Source organism: Devosia naphthalenivorans (assembly GCF_003056355.1).
Lineage (GTDB): Bacteria > Pseudomonadota > Alphaproteobacteria > Rhizobiales > Devosiaceae > Devosia > Devosia naphthalenivorans.
The window spans coordinates 64110-80984 of sequence record NZ_PYVW01000017.1 but is presented as its reverse complement, the minus strand read 5'-3'; the positions used below and the strand labels follow the sequence as shown (position 1 = coordinate 80984).

19 protein-coding genes are annotated in these 16875 nt (G+C 59.9%); 13 read left to right on the top strand and 6 right to left on the bottom strand.

All coding sequences use genetic code 11. The features are described from left to right. Positions 1–55: 55 nt before the first annotated feature. From C8264_RS18230 to C8264_RS18215, 4 genes are all read left to right on the top strand, one after another. Positions 56–721: a CBS domain-containing protein gene (locus C8264_RS18230; protein ID WP_245893361.1), complete on the top strand. Its 666-nt coding sequence runs from the start codon at positions 56–58 to the stop codon at positions 719–721. A 65-nt stretch (positions 722–786) separates the two neighbouring features. Further along, positions 787–1116, top strand: coding sequence for a c-type cytochrome (locus C8264_RS18225; protein ID WP_425430696.1), 330 nt, complete (start codon positions 787–789; stop codon positions 1114–1116). A gap of 150 nt (positions 1117–1266) precedes the next feature. After that, entirely contained in the window at positions 1267–2445 is a 1179-nt protein-coding gene (locus C8264_RS18220) for a bactofilin family protein (protein WP_108462413.1), read from the top strand. An 11-nt stretch (positions 2446–2456) separates the two neighbouring features. After that, the gene (locus C8264_RS18215) at positions 2457–3311 is read left to right on the top strand and encodes a universal stress protein (protein WP_108462412.1); all 855 of its coding nucleotides are present in this window, start codon (positions 2457–2459) and stop codon (positions 3309–3311) included. A gap of 376 nt (positions 3312–3687) precedes the next feature. Here the strand turns inward: C8264_RS18215 and C8264_RS18210 are convergent, their stop codons facing one another. Next, a complete protein-coding gene (locus tag C8264_RS18210) occupies positions 3688–4500 on the bottom strand; it encodes a universal stress protein (protein WP_108462411.1) in 813 nt (270 codons plus the stop codon). Between the two features lie 37 nt (positions 4501–4537). Beyond that, complete coding sequence (locus C8264_RS18205; protein ID WP_108462410.1) at positions 4538–5059, bottom strand: GNAT family N-acetyltransferase; 522 nt, start codon at positions 5057–5059, stop codon at positions 4538–4540. A gap of 127 nt (positions 5060–5186) precedes the next feature. Here C8264_RS18205 and scpC point away from each other — a divergent pair, with 127 nt between their 5' ends. Further along, entirely contained in the window at positions 5187–6710 is a 1524-nt protein-coding gene (scpC, locus tag C8264_RS18200) for a succinyl-CoA:acetate CoA-transferase ScpC (protein WP_108462409.1), read from the top strand. A 118-nt stretch (positions 6711–6828) separates the two neighbouring features. Here scpC and C8264_RS18195 read toward each other — a convergent pair whose 3' ends face one another. Further along, positions 6829–8169 carry an amidohydrolase family protein gene (locus tag C8264_RS18195; RefSeq protein WP_162783757.1) on the bottom strand — a complete coding sequence of 447 codons (1341 nt, stop codon included), beginning with the start codon at positions 8167–8169 and terminating at the stop codon, positions 6829–6831. Positions 8170–8531: 362 nt separating this feature from the next. Here C8264_RS18195 and C8264_RS18190 point away from each other — a divergent pair, with 362 nt between their 5' ends. The 3 genes from C8264_RS18190 to C8264_RS18180 all read left to right on the top strand — a co-directional run bounded on the left by C8264_RS18190 (position 8532) and on the right by C8264_RS18180 (position 10919). Continuing rightward, entirely contained in the window at positions 8532–9437 is a 906-nt protein-coding gene (locus tag C8264_RS18190) for an alpha/beta fold hydrolase (RefSeq protein WP_162783756.1), read from the top strand. 55 nt (positions 9438–9492) lie between these two features. Continuing rightward, entirely contained in the window at positions 9493–10371 is an 879-nt protein-coding gene (locus C8264_RS18185; protein WP_108462406.1) for a hypothetical protein, read from the top strand. A 107-nt stretch (positions 10372–10478) separates the two neighbouring features. Then, positions 10479–10919 (top strand): potassium channel family protein, encoded by a 441-nt coding sequence (locus C8264_RS18180; protein ID WP_108462405.1) that lies wholly within the window; start codon positions 10479–10481, stop codon positions 10917–10919. Positions 10920–11078: 159 nt separating this feature from the next. Here the strand turns inward: C8264_RS18180 and C8264_RS18175 are convergent, their stop codons facing one another. Continuing rightward, the gene (locus C8264_RS18175; RefSeq protein WP_281261465.1) at positions 11079–11312 is read right to left on the bottom strand and encodes a helix-turn-helix domain-containing protein; all 234 of its coding nucleotides are present in this window, start codon (positions 11310–11312) and stop codon (positions 11079–11081) included. A gap of 242 nt (positions 11313–11554) precedes the next feature. Here C8264_RS18175 and C8264_RS18170 point away from each other — a divergent pair, with 242 nt between their 5' ends. From C8264_RS18170 to C8264_RS18150, 5 genes are all read left to right on the top strand, one after another. Continuing rightward, entirely contained in the window at positions 11555–12055 is a 501-nt protein-coding gene (locus tag C8264_RS18170; RefSeq protein ID WP_108462404.1) for a hypothetical protein, read from the top strand. A 192-nt stretch (positions 12056–12247) separates the two neighbouring features. Next, positions 12248–12799, top strand: coding sequence for a hypothetical protein (locus C8264_RS18165; RefSeq protein WP_162783755.1), 552 nt, complete (start codon positions 12248–12250; stop codon positions 12797–12799). A gap of 3 nt (positions 12800–12802) precedes the next feature. Further along, complete coding sequence (locus C8264_RS22855; RefSeq protein WP_108462402.1) at positions 12803–13132, top strand: DUF6634 family protein; 330 nt, start codon at positions 12803–12805, stop codon at positions 13130–13132. Positions 13133–13212: 80 nt separating this feature from the next. After that, the gene (locus C8264_RS18155; RefSeq protein WP_162783754.1) at positions 13213–15147 is read left to right on the top strand and encodes an AAA family ATPase; all 1935 of its coding nucleotides are present in this window, start codon (positions 13213–13215) and stop codon (positions 15145–15147) included. After that, positions 15140–15367, top strand: coding sequence for a hypothetical protein (locus C8264_RS18150; protein ID WP_108462400.1), 228 nt, complete (start codon positions 15140–15142; stop codon positions 15365–15367). The genes C8264_RS18155 and C8264_RS18150 overlap by 8 nt, the downstream gene beginning before the upstream one ends. A gap of 174 nt (positions 15368–15541) precedes the next feature. Here C8264_RS18150 and C8264_RS18145 read toward each other — a convergent pair whose 3' ends face one another. Together C8264_RS18145 and C8264_RS18140 are read right to left on the bottom strand one after the other, a co-directional pair. Next, positions 15542–16261, bottom strand: coding sequence for a hypothetical protein (locus C8264_RS18145; RefSeq protein WP_162783753.1), 720 nt, complete (start codon positions 16259–16261; stop codon positions 15542–15544). A 100-nt stretch (positions 16262–16361) separates the two neighbouring features. Further along, positions 16362–16709, bottom strand: a complete 348-nt coding sequence (locus tag C8264_RS18140) for a hypothetical protein (RefSeq protein ID WP_162783752.1) — start codon at positions 16707–16709, stop codon at positions 16362–16364. Between the last annotated feature and the right edge of the window lie 166 nt (positions 16710–16875).

Genomic DNA, 16875 nt, shown 5'->3' with positions numbered 1-16875 from the left:
TGCTAACTTCCAAAATGATCTTGGTCGGGGACGAGAAATGCGCGCTAGGGATGTGATGACCACTGACGTGGTGTCGGTGATGCCAGGACATAGCATTCGTCATGCCACCCAGATCATGCTGGATCATGACGTCAGTGGACTGCCCGTCGTGGATGGGGATGGTCTGCTCGTGGGTGTCTTGACCGAAGGCGACCTTATGAGGCGATCCGAGATCGGTACGGACGAACTCCGCGTATCGCCCGACAAAGATCCGTCGGCGGCAAAGGAGCGCCGGTACGTGCAGGGGCACGCCTGGTGCGTCCAAGACGTGATGACTGCGCCGGTCACCAGCATCGGCGAAGAGGAAACCCTTGCTGCGACAGCAGCTATATTCCTCGCGAAAAAGATCAAACGTGTGCCTGTCGTGCGAGATCGACGAGTAGTGGGAATCGTCAGTCGACGGGATTTGCTGCGGGCCGTAACCGACGCGCCGCCTGCGGAATATATTGTTGGTGACAATCGTATTCTGATCAGTGTTCTCGCACGTTTGAGAGAAGTCGATGACTTGATCGGGGATCTACCTGAGGTCACCGTGCATCACGGCGTCATCCATCTTAGCGGGGATGTTCGATCCCAAGCCGTGCGTGACACTATTCGGGTAATCGCCGAAGGCGTCCGAGGATCGTCCGGGGTAGAGGATAACATGACCATCGTTCCGGTGACCGGTCCGATAACTGACTAGTAGACAAGCACCAGCGGAGGATCGCCGTGAGAGCCCATCGCTCCAGCATTGTTAGACTGTCCATCTTGGCGATTGCCGTCGCGGCATCGGGACACTTGGCGGCAGCACAGGAATATGATCCGGCGGAAGATGGCCACCAACTCGTGCAGACATATTGCTCGGATTGCCACGCCACAGAGAAAACCGGGGAGAGTCCCCATGCGACTGCCCCGCGGTTCCGCGATCTGCACTTACGATACGACGTGGATCAGCTTGGCGAAGCCTTGGTGGAAGGAATTGTCACGCATCCTGAAATGCCAGAATTCGAATTTGATCCGGGACAGGCAGAAGCGATCATCGCCTACTTGAAGTCACTAGGTCCACAGCAAGGCAAGGAGACAAGTACCGGCAGGTAAGTAGGAGGTCAAGACGTGCAGGCCGTCCCAGCAGAGTGCTGATGTGCGAGCCCGGCAAGGGCACTTGCAACCGGGCCCCGAGATTTGATCGCGGTCAAAGCGGCAGCCGAACTCTCTGGCATGATGCTTCGGCAGCCGGAGGGTCGAACGATGAAAACCTTAGCACTATGCCTTGCACTCACTGCCTTCGTGGCAGCCTCTCCCGCAAGCCATGCGGATGACGTGGCGCAGCTTACCTTCGCAGGAGACCAGTACGCCGCAGGCAAGATTACGAACATCGAAGCTCCCGTCGAGCGAGATGCATTTGCGGTCGGAAACGATGTGACACTCGCCACGACAGTGTCAGGCGATGCCCATCTCGCCGGGTACGACGTAAATGTCGGATCTGATGTGACCGGTGATCTCTATGCCGCCGGCTTTGCAGTGAATGTCACCGGGGCGGTCGGTGGTGACCTTACGGTATTGGGCAACGCCGTGAACATACGCTCGGCAGGCACCGTCGGCGGAAACGCCAGGTTGGCTGGTTCCAGCGTTATCCTGGCAGCGCCGGTAGCCGGTTCGGCCATTGTCACGGCGCATTCCCTTACGCTCGACACGGCCATAGCGGGCGACTTCAGTTTCTATGGTGAGAACCTTACGTTCGGTCCGGGCGCCCGTGTGGACGGAAAAATCGAGATCCGGGCCCCCGATGCCGTTAGCGTGCCTACGTCCGTGGCCCCTGCCGAACGCGTTAGCTTCGAAGTACTCGACGCTCCCGACTACGTGTCAGAGGCAGGCAAGACGGCTGGTGACGTGGTCGGTCGCTTCTGGCCGGTCTTCTGGACCGTTGTGGTGTTTTGGCTAGGGCTCATCATTATCGGTGCCGGTCTGATCGCCCTGCTTCCCAGCGCCGTTGCAGCACTCCAGTCAGCAGCGGAACGACGTCCTTTCCGAAACCTGGGGCTCGGCATTCTCGCGTTTGCCGCCGTCCTGGGTTTGGTTCCAGTAGTCGCCATGACAGTCGTAGGGCTGCTGCTGGTACCGGTCTTGCTGGTTTTTGCGGTGGTGGCGTCGGGCCTTGCCTACCTTGTCGGGGCCTTCATGGTCGGACTCCGTGTAGCCACCGCTTTTGTCGCCACAAACACCAAAATCAGACGACTGATTGTCTTGGCAGTCTCTCTGCTCGCCGCGGCGCTGTTGGGCATGATTCCGCTGGTAGGTTGGCTCATAACGCTCGGGCTGGTGATCTTCGGCTTCGGCACCGCCACATTGGTTATGCTGACCCGCTGGTCCGGGAAGTCCGCACGTCGCCCCAGTAGCACACGCACGGCTTCGGGCGCCGTGGCTTGAGGAGAAACAGAATGAGCATGAAACTATTGGTGCCTATCGCAACCTATCCGGACGCTTGCCCGAAGTCAGGGCTTGGGAATCTATACGGACTATCGGCCATGCTCGGGTTCCAGATCACGGCCATGATCCATGAGGTAGACATACCCCCCGTTCACAGTGCACTCGGCGAGGTCCTGTTGCGTGTCTCCGAAATGGCCGCCGAGGCGGAGGCCCTCAGTAGGGCACGTGCAGCCGAGCTGGGCTCGTGGAGTTCAAAGCGGTGCGAAAGCCTTGGAGTAGAGATATCCGTCCAATTGGTGCGATGCAGGCCCGAGGAGTTCGCCGACCGCCTATTGCCGACCGCACGCTCACACGACCTCACGGCGATCATATTGGACGGTAGCGATCCTCGGCGCCGGCAAGAGGCAGAGACCTTGATCTTCGCTTCGGGCGGACCGGTACTTGTTTGTCCGGTAGAAAAGGCCTGGGTTCCTGTCGCGGAGGAGCGGGCGGCATCTTTCAAGGTCATGGTGGCATGGGATGGAAGCAGGGGTGCCGCAAGAGCCCTGCGCGATTCCCTGCCCCTTTTAGAGCGTGCCGACACCGTGTGGATCTTCACGGTCGACGACGATAAGCCAATTGCACCTGACGGCGTCGCAGGGGCGCAGGCATTTCTCCAGCATCACGGGGTTCTCTCCCGACACCTCTTACAGACCCGTGGAGCGACCCCCATCGGAGATGCGCTGCAGGCTGCGGCCCTGGAACATGGGGCGGATATGCTGGTGATGGGCGCCTACGGGCGGAGCCGCATACAGGAATTCATCCTGGGGGGAGCCACCCGAAGCATCCTGCGAGATCCGAAACTGCCAGTGCTCTTGTCCCATTGAAGCGGAGACCGGTGTGCCGAAAATGGCTGAGCGTGGCGAGATAACGAGGGATGGGTGACTACAAATCGAGAGTGGCATGCCTTGCACAAGCTCCACAGAAACGCTTCGATCGAGGAGCGTTTGCACTGGCACGTGCAGCATGCGGCGAACTGTGGCTGCCGCGAGATCCCGCCCACCATATGGCGGGAGCTGGAGGCTCGTGGCCTGAATCTCCCGACTCCGCGTAGCCTGAAATAAGTCGTGCCACAGCTGCGGCGCAATGCATCCGTGATCTGTCTGGAAGCACATGCGCAGAGCCCGCTTGTTGCCTTGTTCGTCACCAGGTCTGAAGCGGCACAAGTCGCAGTCAATGAACTGCCGCCAACGCTAAACCAACTCAGCGTGCCATCAAAACCGGGACATGGGAGTGGGTGAGGACGTGCCGGGTTACTCCGCCCAATATCCACTCTCGCAAACGGGAGTGGCCGTACCCGCCCATCACCAGCAGATTGGCTCCGACCCTGCGAACCTCCCCAAGCAATGCCGCTCCCGATCCTTCACCGTCCTCATCCACCCTGCTGATCACGGCCGAGATGCCGTGTCGGCTCAAGTGCCGTGCGATGTCGCCGCCGGTCTCATCGTCGTCGCCTTGAAGAACCGTGACGATGATGACCTGGCTCGCTCGCCTCAGGAATGGCATCGCCTCCGCGACTGCACGGGCAGCTTCGCGGCTTCCGTCCCAAGCGACGACCAGCGTTTTAAAGTCCTTGGCAGGCGAGCCTTTCGGCGGCACGAAGAAACAGGCCCGACCCGACCCGAACAATACCGAAACCTCGGCGTGGCCTTGGTGTGAGGGATCGCCGTACGGGCGCGTCGTTACGAACAGGTCTGCAACCCGGGCTCGGTTGGCAATTGCCGGTCCGGCGGTGCCGGACAAAACATCCAACCGCCGGACATCATGGGGCATTCGCAACCTTTCGAAACGCTGTTTCAATCGCTTGAAGTCGCCCTCGGCTTCCGTGTTGGATTGCTCGTACCACGCATCCATTCCCACCATCGTAACCGCATCCGCACCGACCATTTCTGGCAGCAGGTGAACGTAGAGACCTGCCAGATGGGCATCGAAACACTCGCTTATCGTTTCGGCATAGGCGAGGCGAACCTCGTCTTCCTCCGACCCGGAGAGATGGACGACGATATCCTTGATCATTTGGTTACCCCGTGTTGGTGACGCGTACCCGTCTAGATCAACTCGAGCGTTCGAGGTTCTTTTCAAGCAGGACCACGGAAGGCTCGCCTCCGTATGACTTGGAGGTAAAACCCATCTCTTTTTCCAGGCTGATCGCAGAGACGTTGGATCGATCCTCGAGCGATTGAAGCTTCGCGATTCCTTTAGCCTCCGCGAATCGCGTGAGGTGACGCAACAATTCCCAGCTGATACCGCGGTTCTTGAATTCCGGCCTGATAGAAACTGCGACTTCCGCCGTCTTCATGGACGCGTCACAGGCCAGCATGGCGGCGGCAATGACCGGGGATCCCTCTTGCTCGTAGGCAACGAAGCTTTCGGTCTGCTGGTGGTCGACATTGATCATTCCTGCGAGCCGCTGCTGATCCACGGTCTTCACTGTTCCCAAGAAGCGAAAGCGGAGATCTTCCGGCGTGACGCGGTTGAAGAAGTCCTCTAGGGCGGGTCCGTCCTCAGATCGAACTGGGCGCACGTGAAAGCGGAAGCCCGTGTGCGTGGTCAGATCAGTTTCCCACTCGGACATGGCATTCTCCTTATCGTTCAGAACCTGGGCGGGCGGGCCGCGACGTATCCGACACTATGCCGCGTGGACCCTTGTGCTTTGACGTGGGTCAATTCACGCTCGGGTAATCAGCCATAAGCTGAGAGACATGGAACAGCCCGCCAAGACTTCGTTGTCCGATCGCATCCGGCTCTTTCCGCTGATGGACCGTATTGTGTCGGCAGACAGTGCCGCCGCCCTGATCAAGGACGGCATGGTAGTCGGGATGAGCGGGTTTACCCGGGCGGGCGATGCGAAAGCAGTCCCGCTGGCGATCGCTCGGCGCGCGAATGAGCACCCGATGCAGATCACACTGATCACGGGCGCATCACTTGGCAAGGATGTTGACCGGGTCTTGACGGAGGCCCATGTCCTCAAGAAGCGGATGCCGTTCCAATCCGACCCGACCCTACGTGCCGCCATAAACCTCGGCGAGGTGATGTTTGTCGATCAGCACTTGTCCGAGACAGTCGAACATCTGCGCTCGGGGCAATTGGGTCCTATGGATTACGCAATCATCGAAGCAGCAGCCATAACCAAGGAGGGCGGGATAGTGCCGACCACCTCGGTCGGCAATTCGACTAGCTTCGCTACGCTTGCAAAGAAGCTGATCATCGAGATCAACTTGGCGCAGCCGCTCCAACTCGAAGGCTTACACGACATCTATGTGCCGACGAAGAGACCGACCCGCGATCCAATCCCGATCATTGCCTGCAACGGTCGCATCGGAATGCCTTACATGCGTGTCGATCCGGACAAGATCGCCGCCATTGTGATCACGGAACAGTCCGACAGTGCAGCGACATTGGACGTCCCCGGGCCAGACACCCGAGCTATCGCCGACCACCTGATATCTTTCTTTGTCGAGGAGACGTCGAAGGGCCGTTTGAACCTCATGGCTAACCCGCTGCAGGTCGGCATCGGTAATATCTCTAACGCAGTGTTGTCCGGCCTGGCTGCCGGTCCTTTTGACCATATGCTGATGTACAGCGAGGTTCTGCAAGACAGCACCTTTGCCCTTCTTGATTCCGGCAAACTGGCGTTTGCATCGGCATCATCGATGACGCTCAGCGAAGAGTACGCCCAGCGGGTGTTAGGAAACTTGGCCAAGTACAAGGACCGGCTGGTGCTACGACCGCAGGAAATCAGCAACCACCCGGAGGTGATACGACGCCTCGGCATCATAGCCATCAACACCGCGCTCGAGTTCGATATCTACGGCAATGTGAATTCTACCCACATCAACGGAACCGACATGGTCAATGGAATCGGAGGCTCCGGCGACTTCGCCCGCAACGCTTACCTGTCCATCTTCGTCGCCAAGTCACTCGCGAAGGATGGAGCGATCTCTGCGGTCGTTCCGATGGTCTCCCATGTGGACCATACCGAGCACGATGTGGATGTCCTCGTCACAGAGAATGGGTTGGCGGACCTGCGTGGACTGGCACCGAGGGAGCGTGCGATCACCATCATCGCCAAGTGCGTCCACCCGCTCTACCGCGAGCAACTGGCCGATTATTTCGACCGCGCCCTGCTGCGTGGGGGCCATACACCACATATTCTGGACGAGGCACTATCCTGGCATGTCCGACGCAAAGAGACTGGTACCATGCTGTCGGGCTCTTTGGTGTAGATCTCTTCTGACGATCGCCTACATATTTTAGATGCCCCTGTCGATCGGAACACGGCCCCTGCCCCGTCCGTCAACTGAACCGATCCTCGTCAGCATCCGGCGCTGTTCGGACTATTTGCTAGTCGGGCAGTTGATCCCGCAGCTTCTCCAAGCCGTCGGCATCAAAGACCTGTCCGTTAACTACGACGGCGACTGGCCTACGCAATGTCCGGAGGTCCTCGAGAGGATCGTTTGCGACGATCACCAGGTCGGCGCGCATGCCCTCGTGAACCCTGCCGCTCTCATCAGTGAGCCCGAGGAACTCCGCGGGAGCAATCGTTGCGCTGTAAAGGGCCTCGCGTGGCGTCAGCCCGCTGGCAACATATCGGTCCAGCTCGTCAAGAAGGGAGAACCCATGGAAGATGAAGGGGTTGGCAAAAGACGCGTCGGACCCTGCAAGCATCTTCACTCCAGCCGCGTGCGCCATTTGGAAAGTGAGCACGTCAAGCGCGATGGACTCATCTGCCAGCGCCCGCAGTTCATCGGTCATCGCCGATAGCCGAAAATCCGGCACTGACCAGTTTTGCCGCACGGTTTCCGGCAGCGCCGCCATGCGCTCCTGAAGGTCCGCGGGCCGCTTCCCCGTGTAGAAATCCGCAACTACCAGGGTCGGCACCACGCGGACGTTGGCTTCAGCCATCGACACGAGCAAGCTCTCGCACAGGCCTTCGTCCCAAGTGTCCAGAACAATCTTGTTGTGCCCCGCCATTTCCTCGATCATCGCGGACCGGGGATCCGCCCCTGTGAGGGCTTGACCGACCCGCCCGATCATAACTGCTTCTTCGGTGGAGCACGCCTTGGTGATCCGTCCGAAGTGCTCGACGACGTCGTGACCTGCGTTGATAGCAATGGGAAGCGACACCGACTCCGGAATGTGGCCGACGAGCGGGAGGCCGAGGGCTTCCGCTTCGGATGCCAGTGCGCGATAGACGTCCTCGTGCAGCATCGAATACGACTTCACCGCGACCCAGCCTTCGCCCTCGATCCGCCGCACGACCGATCGGGCCTGCTCGGGCGAGTCCGCCAGGAACATTCCCGGCCAAGATCCGGGCGAGGCATCGACCCAGGCGCCCGATAATATGATGCGGGGCCCCGTCATCTCGTGAGCTTCAACTGTCGCTGCGATCCTCTCGATTTCAACGAGCGGCAACAAGCCGCCCATGTCGCGGATGCCCGTGACCCCGTTGAGGACATAGAGCGGGAAAGCCGTCGCCGGCTCGGCGGGGCTGGAGAAGACATGCACATGACTATCCCACAGCCCAGGGATCACATAGCCACCGCCACCCTCCGTCACCGTCGAATTCGGTGCCTCCATTGGGGTGTTACCGATTCTAGCTATGAGCCCATCGCGGAGCAGGATGTCCTGGGCCTTCAAAGCTGTCCCTGTCTGAACATCGATCACATGAACGTTGCGGATCAACTGGTCTGCTGCCAGGGCGGGTCCATAGGTGACCAGCATAGAAACACCGGTAGCGGCACAGATGGCAATCCGGCGCATGAGTAAACCTCGGAGCTGGTAACGCTGATGCCAAGATGCCTGCCTTGATCCCGACATGCTTTGATCCCGGTCAAGTCAGAGACTTGGTCCACCTCGGAGCAGGACGGGTCACCGCCATCGGCCACTCGCTTGAACATTGACGCAAATCAAGGCTCGACCGCTAGCGTTGTCCTAACAAGGACAGGCCACCGACAGGCTAGGTGGTAGGGAGGTTTGTCATGGTGACACGCAGGGCACTGCTTGGAGCCGGCGCTCTGACAGCCGGCTTGGCGGGCGGAGGCGCTTTGGCGTTTGCATATGGCGGAGCGATCGCCAGAGCTCGGTCGCTCGTTGCACCCGAACTCAGCACAGTGGTCCCCACCCGCTTCGGCGATCTCGAATATGCCGAAGCAGGCAAAGGCGTTCCCTTGCTCATGGTTCATGGGACGGGCGGCGGCTTCGACCAAGCACTGTTTTTTGCTAGACGCTTCAAGGAATCGGGGTACCGCGTGATCGCGCCATCACGCTTTGGCTACCTTCGTTCCGCCATGCCGCCAGATCCATCATCCGAGAACCAAGCCGATGCGTTCGTCGATCTGCTGGACGCCCTCCAGGTCGATAGTGTCGCAGTTGCCGGGGGCTCCGCGGGTGCGTTGTCAGCCATGGCCTTCGCGATCCGTCATCCGGACAGGTGCGCTGCGCTGCTGCCGCTGGTTCCGGCCAGCTATGTTCCTCGCGAGACACCAGTAGAGTCGGTCCCGCCGGTGCAGATGCAAATGGCGATGGCGGTGCTCAGATCGGACTTCCTGTTCTGGCTTGCGATAGCAACCCTGCCCGACTTCCTGACCCGGGCGCTCCTTGCAACCAGCCCCGCTCTGGTGCGGGCGGCGAGCCACGACGAACAAGCTCGGGCCCGCCATATACTCGAGTCCATCCTGCCGGTCAGTCGGCGGGTGGAGGGGCTTCTCAACGACGCCCGGTTATCGGGAAACCCGGCAAAGATGTCGATCGAGACGATCGCGGTGCCGACCCTGGCGGTCTCTTATGAAGATGACGCGTTTGGAACAGCCGCTGCGGCCCGGTACATAGGAGAGCACGTGCGGGACGGCAGGGTGCATATCTTCCCGGACGGCGGTCACATAGGGATAGGGCACGACGCAGAGTCGTTCTTCTTGATTGATCGGTTTCTTGGAGAGATCGGCTACGTTTGATCCCAGTCGCGCAAGCGCGCGCCCCTATACCAAGCATCGTCACCGGGAGCCGAGTATGGCCGTTCCGCGATCCGTCGTTATCGTGATCTTGGTTATTTCCCTTCTGACGATCGTGGCGACCGCGGCGCCCCTGATCTTTACATCAGGTCCCGGTCCATCGGTTCACCTCTCGGTGCGAGGCGAGGTCGTCGAGCTTTACGGGTACGGACCTTATCGGCAGATGCCGGCAGAGGTGGCGATACAGGGGCTCGCACAAGATCTCATCACGCTCTTGGTGGCTGTTCCGATGCTGCTGCTGTCTCTTTGGCGCACGCAGCGGGGTTCGACGGTCGCGTACCTCGTCTTGACCGGATCGGTGGGGTACCTGTTTGTCCAGTATGTGCTTTACCTCGCCATGGCGATGTACAACGAGCTTTTTCTCGTCTGGGTAGTTTTGGTGCTGCTGCTGTTTCAAGCCTTGGTGCGCCTCCTGCTCTATGGGGTCGGCGCTGTGGCTAGCTGGCACCGGCCTTCAGTTGATACCCGGCGCTATGTCGGATGTTTCCTCCTGGTCAACGGGACGATCATCGGGCTGCTTTGGCTAAACGTAGTCCTGCCCCCGTTGTTGCAGGGAACGCTGTATCCGACCGGGCTCGCGCACTTCACGACGATGATCGTACAAGGTTTTGATCTTGCACTGTTCCTTCCGGCCTCGCTGTTCGCAGGCTACTACTACCTTCGCCGTTCCAACGCGGGTGACATCCTGGCACCGGTGTACGCGGTTTTTCTGTCGCTGCAGATGGCCGCCTTACTGGCAAAGATCGGTTGGATGGCGGCGCTGGGCATGAGTGCAGGCCCTGCGCTGCTGATCATTCCGATGCTGCTGCTCGGGGCGGTGATCGCTGCATATCTCGCTCTAAAGCCGCACCAGCGGAGGAGTACCATCGGCGTGTAGACCCGAGCACGCCTCCACGGAAACAGGCGAACTGCAAGCGAACGCCACTGCCCAAGTGTTTAAGTTGCTATAATCTCGCGAGATGACGGCAAAGACCGGAGACCACGATGCCAGCATCCATCTATGCGCTTGCGGTCGGCTCCATGCTGATCGGCCTGACGGTTCTGGTGCACGTTCTTGGCCTTATCTCGATCACGAAGGCTGCTACAGCCTTGGGCAAAAGATTTCGACTCTCCGGGCAATCGCATCGGGTTGGCGTGATGGTAGGTATTGTCATCAGCCTCTTCGCGGTCGCCACGCTGGAGATCTGGATTTGGGCGTTTTGCTATCTGATGCTGGGTGTCGGGCCGGACTTCGACTCTACCCTGTATCTATCCACCATCACCTACTCCACGGTAGGATACGGGGACATCGTGCCCACTCACAGCTGGCGGTTGCTGGCAGCTCTTGAAGGCGTAACGGGATTTCTCATGATCGGTTGGTCTACCGCGTACCTCGTGACTGCGGGCACGAAGTTCGGTCCGTTCAGATCGGGAGAGCATTTCTGACGTAGCAATCCTTCAGAACACAAAGGGTCACGGCGAGCCATGGGCGCTGCGCTAACCCTTTGGCGACCGGGCGGATATGAACGATGCCCCCTTTGGAAGGCCTATTCGCGCTACGAGTCATCGAAGCAAGGGCGGCCTGACAGGTTTTGTTAGCCCCGCTCAACGGTTGATGCGGACGCCCTCCCCTTCCTCGTCAGCGATGAACTCGATGTTGGCTCCCTCCAGGGCCACAACGATGCTAGTGAGGGATTCGGGGCTTACGATTGTGCCGCTTTCGAAAGTTGCGAGTGTTCGGCGGCTCGTACCACTCTTATTTGCCAAATCTGCTTGCGACCAATTCAGCAATGCTCGGGCAGCACGTATCTGGGCAGGACTAGCCAGGTAGTCGGACAAGGTAAGCTCCGAATCGTTGTCGTCTACACCAAGTTAACCATAAGACGAACAGTTGCACAAATTGTGCAAAACAGATTGACATCTGCCCTGACCTGATCTATTGACTAGAGGATCGGAAGCAGTGAGCGACCTCTCGACGTGGCCGCCGCATCTCAGACCTTCCCTCCGCGTCCGTTTCGGACGGCGATCCCAAACCTTGGAAGAACTACTGGGCTTGTCCATTCGGACAGGGAGGAAAATTCGTGCTGTTCAAACAAGATATTGCGCCTGCCCCACTCAAGCTGCCGCGCCGGCGCAAGAAGCGCCAGCGTCAGCGCCTGCTGTCCGCTTTCAAGCTGGTGGCGGAAGGCGAGTCCCGCATCACGCTGCTGGGCGAGGACCCGCTGTTCAAGGCCCTGTTGCTGGATATGGGCGGTGACCCACCCACCACGGCACCATGCCAGCTCTTGCTCGACAACGTTCCCATTACTGTGGTCGGCGTTCCGGATAGGCTTTGGGTCAAGCCCATACCGATGGGCCGCCTCGTTCGGGTCAGGAACCGCATGGAAGAGCTTGGCCGTCGTTGCATATTGCTGCCGCAGTCCGCGCTCGGTCCTGACCGGCTCGACAAACACGCCCTGCACGGCATGCTGCAAGCTCTCCTGGGCGATGTACCGGACCATAGCTGGAATTCCCCGAGCGAGGTTACGCCACGGCGCCCGGCCCATTCATTTCCCGACCTGATCGCGTGCGAACCGGGCTAAGCCCGTAACGTCCCGCGGAATCTGCGCCTCCTCCCTGGCCGGAGGCCGACTGTTCACGTCCATACCCCTTTTTCTCCGCACGCCATCGGCGATGCAGGATCAAACGCGTGCTTCGGCACGAGAGGAGAAGTCATGTCCATGATGCAGCAGCCACTCCAATCAAGCCCCTCACCCGCAGCTCCGGCTGCCGCAGTGCTCAAGAAAGCGGACCGTCTCCGCCGCTCACTGGAAGCGATGTTGCGCAGCAACCGCAACCTGACCGTCCTGGGCCGTAACCGCACCGTTGCCGATCTGGCTGGACAATGTGGTTTCGACGACCATGACTATTGCCAGTTTGAGATCAAGCTCGAGGGCCGCCGCATGTGTCTGGTCTGCGTGCCCAATGTGCATTGGAACCGTCCGCACTCCATGGATCGATTCAATGAAGTGAGGATCGCGGCGGGTTCACTCGGCCATAAGGTTATCCTTGCTCCCGAGTCGCTTGTCCGCAAAGCGCAACCTCTTGATACCGGGCATCGGCCTGGTGGCATGGAATACGACATCAGCGGCGGTGACCGCACGGCCATCTTCCACTTTTTGCTGGAGAACGGCAGCGGCACGCTGGCGCAACTGGCCGGGCTGATCCGCCATCCCGATCCGGTGGGGGCGGTCCTCCACCTGGCCGTTACTGGCGCGATCGACATCGACCTCGATGCCGTCATCGCTCCCGCGACCCAGGTCCGTTTCCCGGCACGGCTGCACTGAGCCATGAAACACACTAGCGACTTCCTGGGGTGCGATCCCCTCGCCACCGCCGAAACACTGGAACGGCTGGCTGCCGATCTGCGCAGGTTGGCGGCGGGAAATCATCCGGCCTCATCCGAACTCCGGGACGCTCCGTTGCTTCGCTCGTGGTCATTCGTGCAGCGGCCTCGACCCTGTCTGGGAGGTACCGTGTTCAATCATCCCGACATCGGCGATGGCCGGTCGGCTGTCACCTCCGAGCTCTTCGCGATCGATCCCGGGCGCCGCTGGGTGCGGACCCTGTCCCGATTCTACGAGCTCGGTCCGGTGACCCTCCAAGGCCTACCCAACTAGCAGGCCGGAAACTCGTGTGGCGGCGAAATCCCCGCCGTCCGAACCCTGAATGGATGGCTTTCAACAATCGGAGCGAGCCAATGGCAAACAACGACGAGTACGAAGACGACGTCGATTACGCGGATATCGGCGTTGAGCCGCTCGGTGACGCCGTGCGGAGCTTGCCGCTCGCTCTTCTGGAGAGCGTCGTGGGTACCCAAGGCATCCGCGAAATCTCGGATCGCAAAGGCTACTGCCTGGTGGTGCAGGCACCCGGGCCCGACTGGGTCGTCCAGATTTACAAGGCGGTGAAGCGGCTTGGCGATTGGGACTACTTCATCCAGCGGAACGCCGTCAAACGCTTCCGCCAGGACGACGACACCTCGGAGAAAGTAGTGGAAGCCCTGGCCACAGGCGGGCGGGTGTTCGGGGTCTCCCACCAGCCTGCGGAATTGCTGCCCGCTGCCATGCTGAGTGCCGCCGACAAGTTGGTTGTTCTGCCGGCAATCAGCGGTGACGTCATCAGCAAGGTAATCAAGGCGGTTACCGGGAACCTGCCGATAGAGATGCCTGCCGATCTGGGCCGCGGGCTGAATTTCGACGAGATCGTTTCATGCATCCGCCGCGGGAGCACCGCTGCGGAATGCGTCGATCGTCTGCGGCGGGCATCCAGGGCCAAGAAGCCGATCGATTTTTCGGGAGACGACATTCCGCATGTCGCCGATCTTCATGGCATGGGACCGGCGAAATCTTGGGCGCTCGAGCTCATCGACGACCTCGAAGCATGGCGCCGCGGCGAGATAAAATTCGGCGATATCAGCAGTGCTTCCTGCGTGATCGCCGGTCCACCGGGGGTCGGAAAAACTGCGCTGATGAGGAGCTTGGCAAAGAGCACCGGCCTGCCGCTCATCGCGACATCTGTCGGGGAGTGGTTCGCCAGCAGCCCCGGCTATCTGGACAGCATCGTCAAGAAGATCGACGAGACGTTCGCCGCCGCCAGATCCGTTTCACCAGCAATAATTTTCCTAGATGAACTCGATTCCGTGCCATCACGGGCAAAAATTTCTCCCAGGGGAGCCGATTGGTGGCTTCCCGTCATAACGCACCTCTTGACGACATTGGATGGTGCCGTTTCCGGCAAGACCGAAAAGCTCATAGTTGTTGGCGCAACTAATCATCCGGAGGCTCTCGATAGCGCTTTGACTCGGCCAGGGAGATTCAGCCGCATCCTCGAGGTAGGTGCACCAGACGAGGAGGCCCTTGCCGGCATCCTTCGGCAACACCTTGGTGAGGACCTTGTTGGAGAGGATCTCGCCAATGCGGCCCGTCTCGCAAACGGGGGAACGGGCGCTACAGTGGTCGAGTGGGTCAGGGCGGCCAGGCGCCGAGCTCGTATAGCTCAGCGACCCATGCTGATGGCGGATCTGCTGGCGGTGATAGCACCGGCAGAGGACCGAGCACCTGACCTTGTCTGGCGGATAGCGGTTCATGAATCCGGTCACGCTGTCGCCGCGCATACTACCGGGCTGGGCCGGGTCAGTGCTGTATCGATCGTGCCGAACGGAGCTATCGGTGGCTACACCGAGATCGAGCACGATGGCCGGGCTCCGACGCGGGCCGAAATGGAACGGATGGTCGTGCAGACATTGGCGGGCCGGGCCGCTGAAGAGGTAATTTTTTCGGGGGAAGTTGGCACCGGTAGCGGCGGGGGTCCGCAGAGCGATCTCGCGTCCGCTACCAGGGCGATCGGCCTCCTTCATCTGGGTACCGGGCTGGGAAGCAGTCTCATTTATCGTGCCTCCCGGGACGAGGTCCCACTCGCTCTGGCGGCCCACCCTGATATCGCAAGGGAAGTGGAGAAGGAATTGCAACGGCTTTACGCCCGGGCAGTCGGACTGATGCGTGACAACAGAGAACGCATCGAGGCACTGGCCGAAGAACTGGTCGAGCGGCGCCACGTCGGTACGGACCGGTTCCTGGAAATAATGGGGCAGAACCCACCCCGAGATATCCAGCGGGAGACAGGCAATGGATGAGCTGTTGCTGGTGCGGGTGCTCACCCGGCTGGTGCAGGTGCGCCTGGAGCTTGGAGACAAGTGCTACGAGGACGCGGCTGCCGGCGCGCTCGTGGCGATCGGGCGTTCCGCAATGCGTGCCGCGGAGATGGAGGCAGGCCTGGCCGAGGTTCACGACGACAACGTTATCCCGTTTCAATCGCACGGTTGGCAGGCCCGGTCAGGTGATGACTGCACCTGATGAAGATTACCGACACCGGCGAACCGGTGGTCACCAGCATCCTGACGCTATTCGCATCTGTGCTGAGTTGAAGGATAGCCCCAGATGCCGCGAAATTACATGCAATCATCTTGCCGCGGTGGATGGGGGCCGCCGAACCGCAACCTGAAACGGACCTGCTTTCCAACGAGCTGGTCACCCTCTGTGCTCGTCCTGGGTCGCCTCGTCCCAATCATACTCTTGCACCAGGTCATCAGGGTCCCAAAGGGGTTCCTCATCGGGAGCGGCCTGGTAACCCGGGACCAGCCGTTCCAAGTGGGACGGCTTGGCATAACGGTTGTTCCGCAGGAAGTCCTCTGCTTGTACGACGAGGTCATGTTGATGCTGTAACCAAATCAGGAACCTGGCTCGGCTTGCTTCGGAAGGACGCACCGGCTGCGGGGTGCGCGCAACTGCCCCAAAGCCCCGCCGCATGGTGAACTGTTTGGTTGCTTCGCTTGATGGCGTTTTCGGGTATGGCGCGGTGGCCCGTTTCGTCAAGGCGTGCAGCCGGAGGACCATGTCCGCGTAGAGGGCCCAAATCTCTCCATCCAGCGTCAACTCGGGGTCAATCCTCCCCTTACCCCGTTCACCGCCATGTCTTGCGGTGTCTTCAGGGTAGTTCGACCGAACCTTGCGGCGATTGACCTTCGGAGCTCCCTTGTCGATGCGTGGGACAAGGTAGGTCTCCAAGGACTTCTCTATTCGAACTAGCGTGTTCTTCACGGTGGTGGAAACAACGTCCATGCTGTCAGCGAAACGCCCCGCCGTAAGTCGGGGCCGTTCCGGTTGACCGTAGTCTCGGGCGTCCAGCTGTTGGGCTTTCACTTCGCGGAGCTGCTGGCCAAGCTGCACCAGAAACTCCAGGTCGCTCATGTCCAGCTTCAACGTCTTCGGTGCAGGTGCGTCTTCCAATTGAACCCCCGTTTCAGGGGGAACATGCAGCAGGAAGCTTGAGGAACGATGAAGCGCTTTGTCAGATGCGAGGGCTGGCAGCCTCGTATGTGTCCTTGAGCTTGGGCGACAGTTCCTCGAACAGTTCGTCGTAAATCGACTGCAGCATTCCGTCCATGATGTAGTCGCGCATCTTGTTGCTGTCCGGTTGTCCAATCGCGGAAGGTGTCATGTCGAGAATGTTCGGCTTCCACACCAGGATAAGCGCCAGTTCCTGATCTGTTGCGTCACGATCGAAACTGTCGATGACGCAATTATGTAGTTCCTGCCAGAACGCATCGGCGTCCTTGAGAATCGTCCTGTCGCGTTTGCATTCCCGCTTGAACCGCTCGCGAGCTTCATCGCGAACACTGATGTATTTTTGCACCATGATGGTCTCCTTTGTCTCGGATTCATCATGCGGGTCGGGGATGAAAGTCACCAGAACCGGAAAAATCAGGGCGTCGCGCCCGACACCGCTTCCAATGTTGATGGAAGTAGTGTCGCGGCAGCTTTCCTGATTTCCACCGTACGTGGAAAAGGCGTCATTCTCCGGA